Here is an 18,619-nt window from a genome sequence, read left to right as displayed (position 1 = left end):
CGGCCCCACACCGTCGAGGGAGCCGTCATGCCGACCGACCGCCGCACCCGTACCGAGGCAGAACTGCAGGCGCTGGCCCGGGACCACCTGTGGATGCACTTCGCCCGGCAGTCGGTGATGACCGACGGGCCCGGGGTGCCGATCATCGTGCGCGGCGAGGGCCATCACATCTGGGATTCCGCGGGCAAGCGGTACCTCGACGGCCTGTCGGGGCTGTTCGTCGTCAACGCCGGCCACGGACGCGCACGCCTCGCCGCGGCCGGGGCCCGCCAGGCCGAGCAGCTGGCCTTCTTCCCCATCTGGTCCTATGCCCATCCGGCCGCGATCGAACTGGCGGCCCGGCTGGCGCACCTGGCGCCGGGCGACCTCGATCACGTGTTCTTCTCCACGGGAGGCGGCGAGGCGGTCGAGACGGCGTTCAAACTCGCCAAGCACTACTTCAAGCTCGTCGGCAAACCCGGCAAGCACAAGGTGATCTCCCGCGCCATCGCCTACCACGGCACGCCGCAGGGGGCGCTCGCGATCACGGGGCTCCCCGGCATGAAGCAGATGTTCGAGCCGATCACCCCCGGCGGGTTCCGGGTGCCCAACACCAACCGGTACCGTGCCGCCGAAGCGGGTTTCACCGGCACGACCGATGACGAGTTCGGCGTGTGGGCGGCGGACCGCATCGAGGAGATGATCCTGTTCGAGGGACCCGACACCGTCGCCGCCGTCTTCCTCGAGCCGGTGCAGAACTCCGGCGGCTGCTTCCCGCCACCGCCGGGTTACTTCGCCCGCGTGCGGGAGATCTGCGACCGGCACGATGTGCTGCTGGTCAGCGACGAGGTGATCTGCGCGTTCGGGCGCATCGGCGAGACGTTCGCGTGCACCGCCTACGGCTACCAGCCCGACATGATCACCTTCGCCAAGGCGGCCACGAGCGGGTACGCGCCGCTGGGCGGCACGATCGTGAGCGAGCGCCTCTACGAGCCCTTCGCCCACGGCGACGTGTCGTTCCCCCACGGCTACACGTTCGCCGGTCACCCGGTGTCGGCCGCGGTGGCGCTGGAGAACCTCGACATCTTCGACGAGGAGCGCCTCAACGAACGCGTGCGCGAGAACTCCCCCGCCTTCCGCGCGACGCTCGAGAAGCTCACCGACCTGCCGATCGTCGGCGATGTGCGCGGCGACGGCTATTTCTTCGGCATCGAGCTGGTCAAGGACAAGGCGACGCGCGAGACGTTCGACGCCGACGAGTCGGAGCGGCTGCTGCGCGGATTCCTCTCGACGGCGCTGTACGACGCGGGTCTGTACTGCCGCGCCGACGACCGCGGCGACCCCGTCGTGCAGCTGGCGCCGCCGCTGACGATCGGGCAGACGGAGTTCGACGAGATCGAGCAGATCCTGCGGGGCGTGCTCAGCGAGGCGTGGACGCGGCTGTGACCTGGCCGACCGCGGCGCGCTGCCAGTGCCCCGGCTCGTCGAACTCGCCGTACCGCACGTCGACGCCGTCGCGGTCGACGCTCGCGAGGCACAGCAGCAGCGACTGGGTGGGGTAGCCGAAGGGCCGATTGTCGCGCACGATGGCGCGGTCGTCCTGGGGCGCCAGCGCCGCCGACGCGTCGAGCACGTCGAGCCAGGCATCGAACCAGTCCCGGGCGTCGGCGGACGGCCCGGCGTCGCGGAACCGGTCGAGCCAGGCGGCGATCCGAGGCGTGGCGGGGTCATCGACCTCGTCGTGCGCGACCATGTGGATGCCGGGGGCGAGCGTCTGCTCGCGACGCTGCCGGCCGTCCCACGACACGACGCGCACCGTGCCGGGCGTCACCTCGACGAGGTTGAAACCCCGGGTGGTGGGCTCGGCTGCGGGTGGGCGACCGGCGGCGGCCTCCAGCGCGAGGTGCCCACGCGTGGTGACCTCGTCATCGCCGCGGTCGGAGAGGTCGGCGCGGTTGAGCACGACCGCCAGCCGGTGCGCCGCGAGGTCGGCGGCCAGCCACGCGCCGCCCGCGCGGTTGTCACGCACACCCACGGTGTCGGGGTAGGCCTCGGGCCACCAGGTTCCGAGGGGCTCCCAGGAGCGGGTGGGGTCCTCATCGCGCACCGCGATCAGCCGCACCGCCTCATCGGCCCGCTCGGGCACCCGCACGATCACCGTGCACATCGCGTTCCCCTCTCCCGGCCGGTCGGCCGTGCGCATGCAAGAATCGAGCCGTGTTCGTGGTGGTCGGAGTGACCGGTGGCATCGCCGCCTACAAGACGGTGCATCTCGTGCGCCTCCTCATTCTCAACGGTCATGACGTGCAGGTGATTCCGACCGACGACGCGCTGCGGTTCGTGGGCCTGCCCACGTGGGAGGCGATCAGCCGCAACCCGGTCACCACATCGGTGCACGATGACGTCGCACGGGTGCGTCACGTCGCACTCGGGCAGCGCGCCGACCTCGTCATCATCGCACCGGCGACGGCCAACACCCTCGCCAAGATGGCGGCCGGGCTCGCCGACGACCTGCTGGGCACCACCCTGCTCGCCGCGCGGGCACCGGTGGTCGTGGCCCCCGCGATGCACACCGAGATGTGGGAGCATCCCGCCACTCAGCACAGCGTCGCCGTGCTGCGCGAACGCGGGGTGCACCTCGTCGGCCCGGCGTCGGGAGCCCTCACCGGCACCGACTCCGGCCCCGGGCGCATGAGCGAGCCCGACGAGATCGCCGCTCGGGCCCTGGCGATCGCCGGCGCCCGCAACGACCTCACAGGACTTCGGGTCGTGGTCACCGCGGGCGGCACGCGCGAACCGCTCGATCCGGTGCGGTTCCTCGGCAACCGCTCCAGCGGGCGTCAGGGGGCGCAGCTGGCGATCGCGGCGGCCGACCGCGGCGCCGAGGTCACGCTGGTGGCGGCGCACATGGACGCCGACGCGCTGGCGGCGGCATCCGCTCATCGTCGCATCGACATCACCCGGGTCGGCACCGCCCTGGAACTGCAGCACGCCGTCACCGCGGCCGCCGCCGGGGCGCAGGTCGTCGTGATGGCGGCGGCCGTCGCCGACTACCGCCCGGCGCGGGTCTCCGACACCAAGCTCACGAAGGAGGGCGGCGACGGCACGCTCACCCTCGAACTCGTCGAGAACCCCGACATCGTCGCCGGGCTCGCCGCGCACCGGCCGGCCGGGCAGACGGTCGTGGCCTTCGCCGCCGAGACCGAGCCCGACGCCGTCGCACGGCTCGAGCGCGCGCGCCGCAAACGCGCCCGCAAGGGCGTGGACCTGCTCGTCGTCAACGAGGTGGGCTGGCGGGCCGGGTTCGAAGCCGACCACAACGCGATCGTGATCGTCGGGTCCGAGGGCGAGGTCGCCGCCGAGTTCAGCGGCACCAAGCGTGAAACCGCCGATGCCGTGTGGGACGGCGTGCAGACCCTGCGCGCCCGCGTCGATTAGCGACGGGAACTGCGCCAGCCGGGTGCCCGGGGCATGAGCTCCCCGTCGATGATGTCGAACGCGGGCAGCTGATCGAACAGCGCGTCCTCGTCGGCGTCGGCCGGATTCGGCTCGTCTGCTGAAGAACGCACAGGGTCACCTCCTCGGGTCGCGTGTCCACTCTGCCGCCTCCCACCCCCATCACGTTCAGGGTTGACAAAGCAAGTCGTGTGCGCTGCGGTCGCCGCGCGGCTATCGTGTCGGGGTGGGAATCATGTTCTACGGCGGCGAGACGCCGATCCGCATCGAAGACCGAGCCCTGGCGCATCTGAAGGTCGTCGTCGCCACGAAGCTGCGTCGGGGGGAGAGCTTCACCCTGTCGTGGCGGCACGCCGACGACGCACCGCGGGGTCGCAGCACCATCTGGGTGCACCCGTCGATCCCCCTGCGGTTCGTCTTCGACGACCCGGAACCGGCCACCCTCAGCCGGGAATGGATCGAGGAGCTCGCGAGCTCGGCCAACTCCTCCGGTGGCATCATGCTCGTCAGCGAGCACCTCGACGAAGAGGCGCCCGACCCGCTCCCCGAGGCGACGCCGTCGAGCTGAGCGCGCTCAGCCCTCTTCGAGAACGGCGTCCTCGCGGGGCTCCGGCACGACCGTCAGCCCGTTGGGCCCGCTCGCGGCCTGCATCAGCGCTTCGACCCACACGCGGTTGATGCGTGGGGTGCGGCTGCCGTGGAACGAGAACTGCAGCGGCACGGAGGGGTGGATCCAGAAGCTGCGGCGGTCACCGCCGGGGCCGGCATCGACATCGAACATGAACGGCTCGCCGCGGCGCAGCTTGTTCATGAAGACGATGCGCAGGTGAGCGAGGGTGCGGTCTTCGACCTCGACCGAGTTGCCCACCGTGTCGTAGATGAATCTGCCCATACCGCCAGCGTAGTGGCGCGGGCACGGCACGACCGTCCCGGGTCAGTCGGCGCGTCCGCCGAGCATCTCCCGCGCGCCCGCCTCGACGTCGGCGGGGATGACGAGCGGACGCCCGGCGCAGAACGCCTCCCACTCACGCACCAGGAGCGCCTCGATACGGCCGACGCTCACGTGCGGGTACTCCGCGGCGAGCCGGGCCGCCGCAGCCTGGAACGACACGACGAGCACGCCGTCGACGTGCAGCGCGTCGCCGTCGGCGGGGGCCTGCGCCAGATCGTTCACGATCCCATCGTGTCATTTCGTTCCGGCACGGTCGAATGTCAATCGGCGGGATAACTGGCGAGGCGAGTAACTAGCCCGGGTGCGCTTCTTCGTGCGGCGCGACCTGGTCGACCGCGTCCTGCAGCCTCGAGAGGGTTTCGATGACCACGCGTGACTCTTCGGGCGTCATGTCGCGCACGGCATTCATCATGCGCGCATGCATGGGACCGAGCGTGTCGCGTACCTCTTGGTCGGACTTCTCGGTCGCGATGACGTGGATGCTGCGACGGTCGGTCGGATGCGGCCGGCGCACGATGTGCCCGGACTTCTCGAGTCGGTCGATGATCGCCGTCGTCGAGGCGGTCGACACCGCGAGGTAGCGCGCCAGCTCCGACGGCGACACGAGGCGGCCCTCGCCTCTGGCCTTGATCAGATAGCGCAGCACGAGCAGTTCGTTCTCGCCCATCGCCATCGACTCGCGGGTGCGCCGACGCATGGCGAGCTCCGCCGCGCGGTACAGCCGGAACGCCTGCAGCACATCGACCGCCCGGCGATGACGATCATCGTCGCCCTCGCCGTACCAGTAGTGCGCCGTCGTCGAGTCGGGATAGGGCACGTCGGCATCATATTGCACGCGACTGCCCGCCCGTCCAGCGGGAGGCCGTCGCCGGATAGGTTGGATTCGGCCCGACGTCGTGCCGACCCCGTCACCCCACCGAAAGGCAGCACCGTGGCCAACCTTCTGTTCCGCCTCGGCAGGTTCAGCGCCCGCCGCGCCTGGACCGTGATCGTCGGATGGCTGATCGTGCTGGGGCTCGCCGCCGGGTCGTTCTTGGCTTTCGGCGGCTCACTGGCCTCGAGCTTCAGCATTCCGGGGACCGAGACCGAACGGGTCAACGAACAGCTCTCCGACACCTTCCCCGACCTCACCGGCGCCAGCGCCACCGCCGTGTTCACGACGACCGACGACGTACCTTTGACGTCGGGTCAGCAGGAGCAGATCGGCGCGCTCCTGGGCGAGATCGCCGACGTCGACGGGGTCGCCGCCGTCACCGATCCCTTCACGGTCGAGGCGGAGCGCGAGGCCCAGGCCGCCCAGATCGACGAGGGACGTGCCCAGCTTCAGGCGGGGCTGGCCGAGCTCGAAGCGGCCGAGTCGCAGCTGACGGCGAGTCAGCAGCAGCTGGATGCCGCGGTCGCCCAGGCGCAGGCCGCGGGCATGTACGACATGGTCGCCGATCAGCTCACCGCGCAGCAGGAGCAGTTGAACGCCGCATGGGCCGATCTCGAGGCCGGGGGCGGTCGGCTGGATCAGCAGGCAGCGCTCCTCGAGGACGGCGCAGCCCTGCTGACCCTCGCCGACGAGATCCGGGTCGTCTCCGACGACGGCGGCACGGCGCTGGCGGCGATCCAGTTCGACGAGACGATGTTCGATCTGCCGCAGCCGGTCAAGGACGAGGTCGCCGACCTGCTCGAGTCGGCGGACATCGCCGGCGTGCAGGTGGACTACTCCTCGACCATCGCCGCGACCACCGAGGGCCTCATCGGCGTCGGCGAGATCGTGGGCGTGGTGCTGGCCGGCATCGTGCTGCTGATCATGATGCGTGCGTTCCTGCCCGCCATGATGCCGCTGCTGAGTTCTCTCGTGGGGGTCGGCGTGGGGGTCGCCGGCTCGCTGGCCTTCTCCGGCGTCGTCGACATGGCCTCGGTCACCCCGATCCTCGGCGTCATGCTCGGACTCGCGGTCGGCATCGACTATTCGCTGTTCATCATGAACCGCCACCGCACCCAGGTGCTGGCGGGCATGCAGATCGACGAGTCGGTCGGTCTCGCGAACGGCACCGCCGGCAACGCCGTCGTCTTCGCCGGCTCCACGGTCATCGTCGCGCTCGTGGCGCTGCTGGTCACCGGCATCCCGTTCCTGGGCGTCATGGGCATGGTCGGCGCCGTGTGCGTGTTCGTCGCGGTGCTGGTGTCGGTCACCTTCACGCCGGCTCTGCTGGGACTGCTCGGCACCCGTGTGCTCACCCGCAAGGCGCGCGCGACCATCGGCCACCCCGACCACGTGAACCGCGAGGTGCGTCCCCTTCGCACGTCCCGTGCGATCGGCGCCGCGGTGCTGGCGATCGTGGCGCTGCTGATCATCGCCCTCCCGGCACTGTCGATGCGCCTGGCCCTGCCCGACGGCTCGAGCGAGGCGACCGACACGACGCAGTACCGCGCGTACAAGACGATCGAAGCCGAGTTCGGGGCCGGGCAGAACGGTCCGCTCCTGGTCGTGGCCGAGATGCCCGACGCCGTCGCCGAGCCCGACCAGCTGCCGACGCAGATCGCTCTCGGCACCGCGCTGTCGCAGCAGGAGGGCGTCGTGGCGGTCGCCCCCGTCGCCGTCTCCGACGACGGCACGACGTTCGCCTTCCAGGTGGTGCCCGACGGCGGGCCGACGAGCACCACGACGGAACAGCTCGTGCACGACCTGCGCGCGCTGTCGCCGGTGAACGGCGAGATCACCCTGGGCGTCGCGGGGCAGGCCTCGGGCAACATCGACGTCTCCGAGAAGCTCGCCGACGCCCTCCCGGTCTACCTCGCGGTCGTGATCGGCCTGTCGCTGCTGATCATGATCCTGGTGTTCCGCTCGATCCTCGTGCCCGTCATCGCCACCGCAGGCTTCGTGCTCTCACTGTTCGCCGCGCTCGGCGCCGTGACCGCGATCTACCAGTGGGGGTGGCTGGGCGACCTGTTCGGTGTGCACGATCCGGGCCCGGTGCTGAGCTTCGCGCCCATCATCATCATGGGCGTGCTGTTCGGGCTCGCGATGGACTACCAGCTGTTCCTGGTGTCGGGCATGCGCGAGGCGTACGTGCACGGCCTTCCCGCCCGCACCGCGGTCGTCGCGGGGCTGCGCAGCGGACGGGCGGTCGTCACTGCGGCGGCCATCATCATGGCGTCGGTGTTCGGCGGATTCGTCTTCAGCCACCTGGGCATGGTGCGTCCGCTGGGCTTCGGCCTCGCGATCGGCGTGCTGTTCGACGCGTTCGTCGTGCGCATGGTGCTCGTGCCCGCCGTGATGCACCTGTGCGGTGACGCCGCCTGGTGGCTGCCGAGATGGCTCGACCGCGCCATGCCCGACGTCGACGTCGAGGGGGCCGCCCTCGAACGCGCGCATCCCGTGCACGGCGTCGCAGCGGCGGAGCCCGCTCGCGCCTAGCCTGCCGCCGCCGCACGCGCCAGTGGTCGCATCGGCGCGCACGGGCGGCGAGACTGTATCGATGGATGCCCTGAACGAGGCGGTGCTCGCCGGCGGCGACACCCTGTGGACCTGGCTCGTGCTGCCGGTGCTGGCGGTGCTGGGCGTGTACTTCACGGTGCGGTCGGGAGTCGTGCAGTTCCGGCTCATCCCGGAGATGTTCCGCGTGCTCACCAACCGCACCCCGCGCGACGAGAACGGCGAACCGCAGTCGGTGTCGGCGTTCCAGGCGTTCACGCTGTCGGCCGCCTCCCGCGTGGGCGTCGGCAACATCGCCGGCGTCGGCACCGCCATCGCCATCGGCGGGCCGGGCGCGGTGTTCTGGATGTGGGCGATGGCCTTCATCGGCGGCGCCTCGAGCTTCGTCGAATCCAGCCTCGGTCAGCTGTTCAAGGTGCGCGACGCCACCGGCTTCCGCGGCGGACCGGCGTACTACATGCAGTACGGCCTGAAGGCACGGTGGATGGGGATCCTCTTCGCGATCATCCTCATCGTCTGCTTCCCGTTCGCCTTCAGCTCGCTGCAGGCCAACACCATCGCCGCGACCGTCTCGGCGAGCTTCGGCGGCGAGGTGGCGTGGATCCCCTGGGTCGTGGGCGGGGCGCTGGCCGGCCTCACCGCGCTCGTCGTGTTCGGCGGGCTTCGGCGCATCGCCCACGTGACGCAGGCGGTCGTTCCGGCGATGGCCCTCGGATATCTGCTCCTGGGGCTCGTGATCGTCGGAATGAACATCGAGCGCCTGCCGGAGGTGTTCCTGTCGATCTTCACGCAGGCCTTCGGCTTCAACGAGGTCGTCGGCGCGACGCTCGGCGTCATCATCATGACCGGCGTGAAGCGCGGCATGTTCTCCAACGAGGCGGGCCTGGGCTCAGTGCCCAACGCCAGCGCCACCGCAGCCGTCACCCACCCCGTCAAGCAGGGCCTCGTGCAGACCCTCGGGGTCTACTTCGACACCTTCCTGGTGTGCTCCATCACGGCATTCATCATCCTCGTCGCCACCCCCGACCTCGCCGGCGCCGAGCGGGGCATCGGGCTCACCCAGGACGCCATCGTCGGCACCCTCGGGCCCTGGTCGAACGTGCTGCTGAGCATCATCATCTTCCTGCTGGCGTTCAGCTCGATCCTCGGCAACTACTACTACGGCGAGTCGAACATCGAGTTCATCTCCCCCGCCCGGCGCTTCCTGCAGACCTACCGGGTCCTCGTGGTCGTCGTCGTCTTCGTCGGGTCCATCGCCTCGGCCGACCTCATCTGGAACACCGCCGACGGCATCATGGGCCTCATGGCGCTGGTGAACCTCGTGGCGATCGGGCTGCTGTCGGGCCTGGTGTTCCGGCTGCTCGGCGACTACACCCGGCAGCGGCGTGCCGGGCGCGATCCGGTGTTCACGCGCGCCCTCATGCCGGAGGTCACCGGCATCTCGTGCTGGGAGGACGAGCGCACCGTCACCGGAACGATCGACCTGCCTCAGCCGCGCTCGGCGTCGGGACCGTAGACGCGGGCGATGTCGGGGGAATCGAGCCAGCCCGCATACGCAGGCGTCTGCGGCCAGCCTTCGGGCGAGTCCTGCCAGTCCTCCTGGCGCCCCCAGGGGAGCAGGTCGATGAGCGGGAAGATGTGGCTCAGCTGCTCGGCGCCCCGACCGTCGGTGTGCCAGGTTCGGTAGACGGTGTCGCCGTCGCGGAAGAACACGTTGTAGCCGAATCCGCCGCCCGGAGGCGCCCCCACGTCGGCGCCGAACGGGCTGTCGGCCGTCGAGTACCACTCCATGCGCTGTCCGACCTTGTCGCGGTAGGCCAGAGCCTTGTCGATCGGACCCTGCGTGACGATCACGAAGCGCGCGTCGTAGGGCTCGAGGAAGCCGAGGCGCGTGAACTGGGACATGCCCGAGGTGCAGCCTCCGCACTGCCACTCGGCGTCGTCGCGCCACATGTGGTGGTAGGTGATGAGCTGCGTGCGGCCCTGGAAGACATCGACCAGGCGCACGGGTCCGTCGGCGCCGACGAGGGTGTAGTCGGGCAGCTCGACCATCGGCAGCCGGCGGCGCTGCGCGGCGATGGCATCGAGCTCACGCGTCGCCGCCTTCTCGCGCACGCGCAGGGCCGCGAGCTCGCGCTGCCACGTCTGCGCATCGACCACCGGCGGCTTCCCCGCCTTCGTCTGGGTGTGCGTGCTCATGTCGACCTCCCGAAGTGTACGGCGTTCACATGGTATGTTCACAGGGTACACATCGACCGGGGAGAGTCAAGGATGCCGACGGAACCGGCCACCCGCACCGCCCGCGCCGGCTACCACCACGGCGACCTCGCCAACGCGCTGCTCGAGGAGGGCCTGGCGCTCACTCGACACGGCGGCCCGGAAGCGGTGACCGTGCGAGAGGTCGCCCGCCGGGTGGGGGTCACCCCCGCAGCGGTGTACCGACACTTCGCCGACCGCGATGCTCTCGTCGCGGCGATCGCCGTGCGCATCCAGCGGCAGGTTGCGGCGCGCATGCGCGCGGTCGAGGACGACCGGCGCGGCGACGCGCACCGCCCGTCGGCCCGCTCCCGGCTGCGCGCGGTGGGCCTCGGATACGTCGGCTTCGCCCTGTCGGAGCCCGGCTGGTTCGACGTCGCGTTCGGGTCGGCCACGGCACTGCCGGGCGATGTGGACCCCGCTGCCCTGCCCGCGCCGCTGGCGGCACTCGTGGAGGTGCTCGACGATCTGGTCACCGAGGGCGATCTGCCCGCCGCAGCCCGGCCGGGCGCCGAATGGCCGTGCTGGTCGACGGTGCACGGCTTCGCGCTGCTCGCACTGCGCGGCCCGTTGCGCGCGCTCCCCCGCGAGGCGCAGCTGCAGCATGCCCAGCGTGCGGTCGACGCGATCATCGCCGGCCTGCTCGAGCCGCGGTGACCGGCGCCCGTCAGGCGAAGTAGGCGCTCGACAGCGCCACGCCTCCCCCCAGCGCGAAGGCGCTGAAGACGAAGACGACCGACGACCCGAAGCTCGCCATCCTGTCCCGTCGACGCGGTCGTCGCGGCCCCCCTGGCGCGCTCGCGCGCGCGTCGAATCCCCGCATCTCGTTGTCTGACCCTTCTCTCCCCAGAAGTCGCGGTCACCCCCAGGTGACGACATGTCCATCCTGACGGCAGCGGTTCTGCCAGAATCGGGTGCATCGCACCTGGTTTTGTGCGCGGGCCGCTCCGGCCCTTCCCGACCCGAGGGAAACCGAGATGACCGTGTGGCACCGTGTGCGCACGCCGCTGCGCGCGGCGCAGGTCGCCCACCGGGTCGCCGAATGCGCTCGCGACCGTCGCGGGGTGCTCGTGGTGGGCGCCCCCGGCGACGGCGCCTCCCGCCTCGCCGCCGACATCGCGACCCAGCTGCGCATCGGCGGTCACGCGGTGATGCGGCTGGACGACGCCGATCGCTCAGCGCCGGGGAGCCGACCCACCGCGCCGACCGACACGATCGTGGTGGCATCCGCCCGCGTCGGGGTGCCGCTGCCCGCCGGCATCGCGGAGTTCCTCGCGGAGCACACCGACGTCGTGCCGCTCGCAGCCCTCACCCGGGTCGAGGCTGCCGAGGTCGTGACCGCGGCGACCGGACACCCGCCGACGGCCCGCCTGGTCGAGGCGCTCTGGCGGAGCTCCCACGGCAACCTCGCCGCGCTGCGCGCGACGTACGACGAGCTGGAGCGCCGAGGGCTCATCAACCTCTCGCGTGGGCAGCTGCACATGACGCTCCCGGTGCGCGACGCGCTGGACGGCCTCGAGACCGACCCCGCGCGATGGGTGCCGCAAGCCGAGTCCGCGCCCCTGCGCACAGTCGCGTTGGAGCCGCTCGTCACGCTCGACGACCTCGCCGAGCTGCACGATCCGGACGCGGTGCGCGCCCTGGTGCGGCGCGGACTGCTGAGGGCCGACGGCGCCGGCGAGCGACCGCTCGTGGTGCACCCGCCGCTGCTGGCCGAGGTGCTGCGCCGTGAGGCCACGGCGGGGCAGCGCGACGACGACTATCGGGCGATCGCACGGCTGCCGGGCGCGGTGGGGCGCCTCCCCGCCTTCGCCGCCTGGGCGCTCGCGCAGGGGTGGGAGGTGACCGACGCCGATGTCGTCTGCGCCGTCCGAGCCGCCTCCGCCGTGCACGACTACGCCGCCGGCGTGCGGGTGGCCGACATCGCCCTGACGGGGCCGCCGGCATCCGCGGCGCCCCGGGCGCACCTGCTGCTCGTGCGCGCCCAGTGTCTGCGACTGCTCGAACGGCTCGGTGAGGCCGAGTCGAGTCTCACCGAGGCCTCCGCGCTCATCGCCACGAGTGCGGGCGGCTCGGCGGAAGACCGCGAACGCGACGCGATGATCGCACTCGAGATCGTCGCCGCCCGCGCCGACCTCGCCCACTACCGGGAGCGCTCGCCCGACGGCGCTTTGGCGCTGTTCGACGAAGCCCGCACCCGCTGGCAGGGCGATCACGATCTCCCCCGCCGCATCACCCTCGACGCCCTGACGATCCTGCATCTGTCGTATGCGGGCCGGTTCCCGGATGCCGTCGCCGCCTACCGCGCCCTCGTGCACGCCCCACCCGGTCCCCTCGGCCGCCGCCTGGAGGCCTTCCACGCGATCGCGCTGGATGCGCTGGGTCGAAGCGACGAGGCGATGGTGGTGCTCGGACGCCTGGACCGCCAGGCCGAGAGCGCGCCGCACAGCGACTGGGTGGTGGAGGAGCACCTCGCTGCACGGTTCACGATCGTGCTGCACGGGGAAGGAGTGGTCGCGTTGGCGCGGGAGACCGCGTGGTTCCAGGCGGTGGACGCCAACCGCCTGGTGCTCATCGCGCCCGGCATGCGACGCCTCGCCGATGCCGAGGTGTCCCTGAGCGTCGGCGATGTCCCGGCCGCCGTGGCGGCGGCCCACGACGCCCTCAAGTCCCTCGAACGGGACGGCCCCGAGGACTACCTTCCCCGCGCGGTGTCGCTGTACGCCCACGCCCTCGCGCTCGGGTCGGATGCCGAGGGGGCGCGCGCGCAGCTGACGCGTCTGGCGTCGCTGCCGGGCGCCACCAACTCGCCCACGGGGCCCGAGGTGCGCTCGACGGTCGCCGGTACCCTGGCCGCTCTCGGCGAGCACGACGAGGCGCTCGCCCGGTGTCGCGCGTTGGCCGCCGAGGGGTTGGTCGGTGCGGCGATGCGGGGCGCCATGACCGGCGTCATCCGCCGTCACGGCCCGACGTGCGCGTTCGCGAGCACCCTCACGGTGAGCGGTGCCGTGCCGCTGCTCACCCGCTCGCTCGCCGCCGCGGTGCTCTCAGCGCACGCCCGTGACGCCCTGCTGGTCAGCCGCACCGCCGCGGCGGCCGGTCAATACGCCATCGCGTACGCGGCGGCCACGCTGGCGCGCGATCGGCTCACGCCCGGCTCGTCCCTGCATGCCGCGGCCGTGCGACTCGTCTCGGCCGCGGCGGTGCACGCGCGCGGCCTCGACACCGAGGTCGCCGCCGTCACGCCGCTGCTGACCAGGCGCGAGCGTCAGGTCGCCGACCTCATGAGCCAGGGGCTCGGCAACGCCGAGATCGCGGAGACGCTGCAGCTGTCCAAGCGCACCGTCGAGGGGCACATCAACCGCATCTACGGCAAGACCGCGCTGCGCGACGGCCCGCGCGCGGGCTGAGGCGGGGGCCGCCTACGCGGCGAGGGTGTGCTGGTGGATCTCGGTGGTCAGCGAGACGCCGTTGAGGTCGAAGTACACCTGGCCCTCGGTGACCGACAGCGTCGCGGTGTTGCGGCGCTGCACCGCCGCGGCGGCGGCGTCGACGAACCCCGGATCGAAGCTGTGCAGCGTGATCGCGTCGGCGCGATGGATGGTCTTGCCCGCCCACGCGGCGAGCAGCTTCTGCGGGTCGCGGTGGGTGTAGACGGTGGTGCGGTCGGCGAGCTTGCTGCCGTAGTGCAGGCGCGCGGCATCCGGTGCGCCCACTTCGATCCAAGCCGTCACGCGACCGGTGAGGTCGCGCACGACGAGCGCCGGCTCGTCGGTGGCCGAGATGCCCTCGCTGAAGGCGATGCCCTCCTCGTACTCGAGGCAGTAGGCCAGCACCCGCGTCATCATGAACGCGTCGGTCTCGGACGGATGCCGCGCGACGCGCAGCGCCAGCTCGTCGTAGACGCCGCGGTCGACGTCGGCCAACTGCACCGTGAAGGTGTGGATCACTGCGCCTGCGGCCATAACGAACGAGCCTACGCGCGCTGCGCGCGCCCCCGCGCCACGGCGTCAGGCGAGGATGCTGGGCTCGAGATCCCCGAGCGTTCGGTAGCGGGTCTTGCGGGTGACGGCGATGGCCGTGAACAGGAACCCGGCGACCAGCCAGCACAGCAGCACGGTGGCGTCGGTGATCGTGCGCGAGAGATCCCCGCCGTACATGAACTGGCGCATGCCGTCGACGACATAACTCATGGGCAAGAGGTTGTGCAGCACCGCGAGGGGTCCCGGCAGCGTCTGCCAGGGGAAGGTGCCGCCCGCCGTCACCAGTTGCAGCACCATCAGCACGAGCCCCAGGAATTGGCCCACCTCTCCCCACCAGACGTTCAGCGCCAGGATGATCGCGGTGTAGGTGAGGGAGGCGAGCATCATGATGCCGAGGGTCCCCAGCGGATAGACCATCGGGAAATCCAGCGCGAACATGAGCACCAGGAACAGCAGGCTCATCTGGATGAGCCCGAACATCCCCGGGGTCAGCCAGCCGGCGAGCGTGATGCGCACCGGGGAATGCAGCGCCGCGACGGCGCGGCGGGAGATGGGCTTGACGATGAGGAAGAGCGCGTAGATGCCGATCCATCCCGCGAGCGCGCCGAAGAACGGCGCGAGCCCGGCGCCGTAGTTGGCCGCCTGTGCGACCCCGTCGGTCTCGAGCTTGATGGGATCGGCGATGGTGCGCGCCTGCGACTGCCGCAGGTCGGCGCTGCTGTCGGGAATCTCCGCCGCCCCGCTCTGGAGCGCATCGCGCAGTGTCGCGCTGCCCGACGACAGGCTGGCCGCGCCGTCGCGGAGCGTGCCGGCGCCGTCCGAGAGGGTGCCGAGCCCCGACTGCAGGGTGGCGAGTCCGTCGCGCAGCCTCACCGCGCCGTCGGCGACCTCGCGGCTGCCGGAGGCGAGCTCGTCGATCTGTCCGACGACCTCCTGCACGCGCTGATCGCCCGCCCGGATGCCGGCCCCGACGGCGTCGAGCCGGGTGAGCACGGCGTCGATGGTCGGGTGATCCAGGCCCAGCGCGAGGAGATCGGCCGTGATCGCGGCGCGCGCCGCGGGCAGGTCGGCGGTGAGCTGGTTGACCACACCCGCGACGCGGTCGGCGGCTGCGGCCACCTCGGCGTTCCCGCCGGCCACGCGGGCGGCGCCGTCGGCGAGCGTCGCCGACCCGCTTTCCAGCTCTGCGGCTCCCGTGACGGCGCTCGCGGCGCCCTCGACGAGCCGCACCGTGCCGTCGGCGAGCTCGACGGTGCCGGTGGCGAGTTCGGCGGCGCCTTCGCCGGCCTCGACGATCTTGCCGCGGATGGTGGAGATGGAATCCAGCAGAGTGGATGCCGCCTCCTGACCGACCTCCTGCGCGACGGTCGAGCGGATGCGCTCCACCGCCTGCGAGCCGATGGTGCTGGCCAGGTAGCTGTTGGCGTCGTAGGTCTCCAGGATGATCTCCGCCTGGCGCGGGTCGTCACCGGAGACGGAGGTGAGCGCGGCGGAGAAGTCGGCCGGCAGGATGATGGCGAAGTCGTACCGGTTGTCCTCAAGACCGCGCTGCGCCGCCTGGTCGGAGACCCGATGCCAGTCGAAGTCGCCGCGCTTGAGCAGCTCGGTGGCGACCTCGTCGCCGATGTTGCGTGCGGCGGTGTCGCCGTCGGCGGGCACGCCGGTGTCTTCGACGACGAGGGCGACGGGGATGTCGGAGAGCTTGGCGTAGGGATCCTGGTTGGCCCAGAGGTAGAGGCCGCCGTACAGGATCGGCACGATGACCAGCGCGAGGAGGGCGAGGGTGGACAGCCGGGTGGAGGTCAGTCGCCGCAGCTCGGCGGCGATCATGTGCGGCACCTTCAGGCGCGGCACCGGCAGCGACGGGCCGTTCACGCCGCACGCCCCGGGTCGGCGGTGGCGGCTTCGATCACGGTGGCCGACGCGTCTCCCGCGATCATGAGCATGGCGAATCCGCGCTCGGCGATCGCCTGACCCTGGTGCCACCACTGCAGCGGCGGACCGCCGTGCCGGTCGGGGGCGACCAGCACGAGTCCCTCGATCCCCGGCCGCAGCAGCGCCAGCTCGGTGAGCAGGTGGATGCGATCGCGGGGCGCGACGTTGACGATCGGCAGGCGCGCGATATGCGCGAGGCTCTGGTCGCGCAGCCAGGCGCGCACGGCACGGTGGCCGGCCGAGCGACCGGCGAACATGAGCTCCTCGGCGGTGACGCCGGCGACGGTGACCCGCGACGCCGGCTCCGAGATGTCGGGGGCGTCGACGAGCGCGACCCGGCGGCGGATACCGGCATCGTCGGCCTCGCCGTCGATGCGGATGCTGCCCGAGTCCGGACGCATCCGCCCCGAGGCGATGAGCCCGAGCACCGTGGGACGCTGCATCGTCTCGGCGCGGACGAACGTGGCGCGCCCGGTCTCGTAGTCGAAGCTGATGGCCGGAAGGGACTCGCCGTCGCGGCCCTTGCTCACGTCGTGCAGCTCGATCTTCATGGCCCCGCCCTCCCCGCGCCGACGGTGTCCCGCCGTGGTCCCCGAGTCTTCAGGCCGGATGCGGGCACGTCCACCCCTTGCCGCGCGTAGGAGAACCGTGAGGTTTCCCGGCGCACCCGTATGGGTTCCGTGAGGACCGCCGTCGCGGCAGCCGGCGGGGAGTTGGATCGGGGATGCGTCCCGTCGGACGCCCGGCATTCACCCGTATGCCGATGCCCTCCGAAATGGAGTCTTCCGTGCTCGACCTCGTCTACGTGCTCGGCGTGATCGCCCTGTTCGTGATCGTCGGCCTGCTGGGCAAGGCGGTGGAGAAGCTGTGATCGTCTTCGAGCTTCTGGCCGTCGTGCTGGGCGTTGCCGCCATCGTCTACCTGCTGTTCGCCCTCGTGAAACCGGAGCGGTTCTGATGGGGTGGCTGTACGCGATCCTCGCGCTCGGCTCCGTCGCCGTCGTCCTGGCGGTGCTCTACCGCCCGCTCGGCGACTACATGGCGTGGGTGTACACCTCGCGCAGGGACGCGGCGGTGGAGCGGGGCCTGTACAAGGTCATCAGCGTCGATCCCCGGGCGGAGCAGACGTGGCAGGCCTATCTCCGGGGCCTCCTCGCCTTCTCGGCGGTGGGCTTGCTCATCGTCTACGGCCTGCAGCGCCTGCAGCAGTGGCTTCCCTATTCGCTCGGACTTCCCGCCCCGAGTGAGCATCTATCGTTCAACACGGCTGCCTCGTTCGTGGGCAACACCAACTGGCAGTCGTACTCACCGGAGCTGACGCTGGGGTACACGGTGCAGATGGCCGGTCTCGCGGTGCAGAACTTCACCTCGGCCGCCGTCGGCATGGCCGTGGCCATCGCCCTCGTGCGCGGGCTCGCCTCCCGCCGTTCGGGCACGATCGGCAACTTCTGGGTCGACCTGACGCGCGGCATCCTCCGCATCCTGCTGCCCCTGGCCACCCTCGCCGCGATCGTGCTGGCGATCGGCGGCGTCGTGCAGAACTTCAACGGCTTCACCGAGGTCTCCACGCTCTCCGGCGCCGTGCAGTCGATCCCCGGCGGTCCGACCGCCTCGCAAGAGGCGATCAAGCTGCTCGGCACGAACGGCGGCGGGTTCTTCAACGCCAACTCCGCGCACCCGTTCGAGAACCCGACCGCCTGGACGAACGTCTTCCAGGTGCTGCTGATGCTGGTGATCCCCTTCGCCCTGCCGCGCACGTTCGGCCGCCTGGTCGGCGACAATCGCCAGGGCTACGCGGTCCTCGCCGTCATGGGCGTGCTGTTCACGCTGTCGTTCACGATTCTGACCGCCCTCGAATCCGCCGGCCAGGGCACCGCCCCCCAGCTCGCCGGCAGCGCCATGGAGGGCAAGGAGCAGCGTTTCGGCATCATCGGGTCGACCCTGTTCGCCACGACGAGCACGGGCACCTCCACCGGCGCGGTGAACTCGATGCACGACTCGTACACGGCGCTGGGCGGCATGATGCCGATGCTGAACATGATGCTGGGCGAGGTGACGCCCGGCGGTGTCGGCTCGGGCCTGTATGGCCTGCTCGTCCTCGCGATCGTCGCGGTGTTCATCTCGGGCCTGCTCATCGGACGCACACCGGAGTACCTCGGCAAGAAGATCGGCCCACGGGAGATCAAGCTCGCCGCGCTGTACATCCTCGTCATGCCGACCCTCGTGCTCACCGGCACGGCACTGAGCTTCGCGCTGCCGGGCGTGCGGGAGGAGATCGAGGGTGTCTCGATCTGGAACCCCGGTGTGCACGGCATGTCCGAGGTGCTGTACGCCTTCGTCTCGGCCGCCAACAACAACGGCTCCGCCTTCGCCGGACTCACCGCCAACACGCCGTGGCTGAACACGGCACTGGGGGTGACGATCCTGCTCGGCCGGTTCCTGCCGATCGTGTTCGTGCTCGCGCTGGCCGGCTCCTTCGCCGCGCAGGACACCGTTCCGGCCACCAGCGGAACCCTGCCGACGAATCGTCCCCAGTTCGTCGGGATGCTCACGGTCGTGGCCGTGCTGCTGACCGCACTGACCTTCTTCCCCGTTCTCACGCTGGGTCCCCTGGCTGAAGGGCTCGTCTGAC

General features: G+C 71.2%; 18 protein-coding genes. 9 read left to right on the top strand and 9 right to left on the bottom strand.

All coding sequences use genetic code 11. From position 1 onward, the window contains the following. The first annotated feature begins 27 nt into the window (after window positions 1–27). Window positions 28–1,425, top strand: coding sequence for an aspartate aminotransferase family protein (locus tag H9651_RS11105; protein ID WP_191719391.1), 1,398 nt, complete (start codon window positions 28–30; stop codon window positions 1,423–1,425). Here the strand turns inward: H9651_RS11105 and H9651_RS11100 are convergent. Continuing rightward, window positions 1,400–2,146: an NRDE family protein gene (locus tag H9651_RS11100; RefSeq protein WP_191719390.1), complete on the bottom strand. Its 747-nt coding sequence runs from the start codon at window positions 2,144–2,146 to the stop codon at window positions 1,400–1,402. The two genes, H9651_RS11105 and H9651_RS11100, sit on opposite strands and share 26 nt — an antisense overlap. 50 nt (window positions 2,147–2,196) lie before the next feature. On the opposite strand from H9651_RS11100, the gene coaBC reads away from it, so the two are divergent. Continuing rightward, window positions 2,197–3,417 (top strand): bifunctional phosphopantothenoylcysteine decarboxylase/phosphopantothenate--cysteine ligase CoaBC, encoded by a 1,221-nt coding sequence (gene coaBC / locus H9651_RS11095; RefSeq protein ID WP_191719389.1) that lies wholly within the window; start codon window positions 2,197–2,199, stop codon window positions 3,415–3,417. Here the strand turns inward: coaBC and H9651_RS14920 are convergent. After that, the gene (locus H9651_RS14920) at window positions 3,414–3,548 is read right to left on the bottom strand and encodes a hypothetical protein (protein WP_263598654.1); all 135 of its coding nucleotides are present in this window, start codon (window positions 3,546–3,548) and stop codon (window positions 3,414–3,416) included. The two genes, coaBC and H9651_RS14920, sit on opposite strands and share 4 nt — an antisense overlap. Before the next feature lie 113 nt (window positions 3,549–3,661). Here H9651_RS14920 and H9651_RS11090 point away from each other — a divergent pair, with 113 nt between their 5' ends. Continuing rightward, on the top strand, window positions 3,662–4,003 hold the full coding sequence (locus H9651_RS11090; protein ID WP_191719388.1) for a DUF7882 family protein: 342 nt from the start codon (window positions 3,662–3,664) through the stop codon (window positions 4,001–4,003). 6 nt (window positions 4,004–4,009) lie between these two features. Here H9651_RS11090 and H9651_RS11085 read toward each other — a convergent pair whose 3' ends face one another. The 3 genes from H9651_RS11085 to H9651_RS11075 form a co-directional block, all read right to left on the bottom strand. Beyond that, window positions 4,010–4,327, bottom strand: coding sequence for a DUF7882 family protein (locus tag H9651_RS11085; RefSeq protein ID WP_191719387.1), 318 nt, complete (start codon window positions 4,325–4,327; stop codon window positions 4,010–4,012). Window positions 4,328–4,369: 42 nt separating this feature from the next. Next, complete coding sequence (locus H9651_RS11080; RefSeq protein WP_191719386.1) at window positions 4,370–4,609, bottom strand: hypothetical protein; 240 nt, start codon at window positions 4,607–4,609, stop codon at window positions 4,370–4,372. Between the two features lie 70 nt (window positions 4,610–4,679). Further along, a complete protein-coding gene (locus H9651_RS11075) occupies window positions 4,680–5,204 on the bottom strand; it encodes a MarR family winged helix-turn-helix transcriptional regulator (RefSeq protein WP_191719385.1) in 525 nt (174 codons plus the stop codon). Window positions 5,205–5,318: 114 nt separating this feature from the next. On the opposite strand from H9651_RS11075, the gene H9651_RS11070 reads away from it, so the two are divergent. Continuing rightward, on the top strand, window positions 5,319–7,796 hold the full coding sequence (locus H9651_RS11070) for an MMPL family transporter (protein ID WP_191719384.1): 2,478 nt from the start codon (window positions 5,319–5,321) through the stop codon (window positions 7,794–7,796). 61 nt (window positions 7,797–7,857) lie between these two features. Further along, window positions 7,858–9,330 (top strand): alanine/glycine:cation symporter family protein, encoded by a 1,473-nt coding sequence (locus H9651_RS11065; RefSeq protein WP_191719383.1) that lies wholly within the window; start codon window positions 7,858–7,860, stop codon window positions 9,328–9,330. On the opposite strand, the gene H9651_RS11060 is transcribed toward H9651_RS11065, so the two are convergent. Beyond that, window positions 9,303–10,013, bottom strand: a complete 711-nt coding sequence (locus tag H9651_RS11060) for a DUF899 domain-containing protein (RefSeq protein WP_191719382.1) — start codon at window positions 10,011–10,013, stop codon at window positions 9,303–9,305. The two genes, H9651_RS11065 and H9651_RS11060, sit on opposite strands and share 28 nt — an antisense overlap. 72 nt (window positions 10,014–10,085) lie before the next feature. Between H9651_RS11060 and H9651_RS11055 the strand changes: the two genes are divergently transcribed. Together H9651_RS11055 and H9651_RS11050 are read left to right on the top strand one after the other, a co-directional pair. Continuing rightward, window positions 10,086–10,727 carry a TetR/AcrR family transcriptional regulator gene (locus tag H9651_RS11055; protein WP_191719381.1) on the top strand — a complete coding sequence of 214 codons (642 nt, stop codon included), beginning with the start codon at window positions 10,086–10,088 and terminating at the stop codon, window positions 10,725–10,727. Window positions 10,728–11,047: 320 nt separating this feature from the next. Continuing rightward, a complete protein-coding gene (locus tag H9651_RS11050; protein WP_191719380.1) occupies window positions 11,048–13,480 on the top strand; it encodes a helix-turn-helix transcriptional regulator in 2,433 nt (810 codons plus the stop codon). Window positions 13,481–13,492: 12 nt separating this feature from the next. Here H9651_RS11050 and H9651_RS11045 read toward each other — a convergent pair whose 3' ends face one another. From H9651_RS11045 to H9651_RS11035, 3 genes are read right to left on the bottom strand one after another with little or no spacing between them, the layout of a single operon-like run. Next, window positions 13,493–14,035 (bottom strand): YaeQ family protein, encoded by a 543-nt coding sequence (locus tag H9651_RS11045; protein ID WP_191719379.1) that lies wholly within the window; start codon window positions 14,033–14,035, stop codon window positions 13,493–13,495. Window positions 14,036–14,080: 45 nt separating this feature from the next. Then, a complete protein-coding gene (locus H9651_RS11040) occupies window positions 14,081–15,898 on the bottom strand; it encodes a YhgE/Pip domain-containing protein (protein ID WP_191719485.1) in 1,818 nt (605 codons plus the stop codon). Between the two features lie 26 nt (window positions 15,899–15,924). Beyond that, window positions 15,925–16,539 carry a P-loop NTPase family protein gene (locus H9651_RS11035; RefSeq protein WP_191719378.1) on the bottom strand — a complete coding sequence of 205 codons (615 nt, stop codon included), beginning with the start codon at window positions 16,537–16,539 and terminating at the stop codon, window positions 15,925–15,927. A 316-nt stretch (window positions 16,540–16,855) separates the two neighbouring features. Between H9651_RS11035 and H9651_RS11030 the strand changes: the two genes are divergently transcribed. Together H9651_RS11030 and kdpA are read left to right on the top strand one after the other, a co-directional pair. Then, window positions 16,856–16,945, top strand: coding sequence for a potassium-transporting ATPase subunit F (locus H9651_RS11030; protein ID WP_191719377.1), 90 nt, complete (start codon window positions 16,856–16,858; stop codon window positions 16,943–16,945). After that, complete coding sequence (gene kdpA / locus H9651_RS11025; protein WP_191719376.1) at window positions 16,945–18,618, top strand: potassium-transporting ATPase subunit KdpA; 1,674 nt, start codon at window positions 16,945–16,947, stop codon at window positions 18,616–18,618. The genes H9651_RS11030 and kdpA overlap by 1 nt, the downstream gene beginning before the upstream one ends. The last annotated feature ends 1 nt before the right edge of the window (window position 18,619 follow it).

The organism is Microbacterium pullorum, from assembly GCF_014836535.1.
Lineage (GTDB): Bacteria > Actinomycetota > Actinomycetes > Actinomycetales > Microbacteriaceae > Microbacterium > Microbacterium pullorum.
Note: the sequence above shows the minus strand (reverse complement) of the source record. Positions and strands in the feature narration are given on the sequence as shown.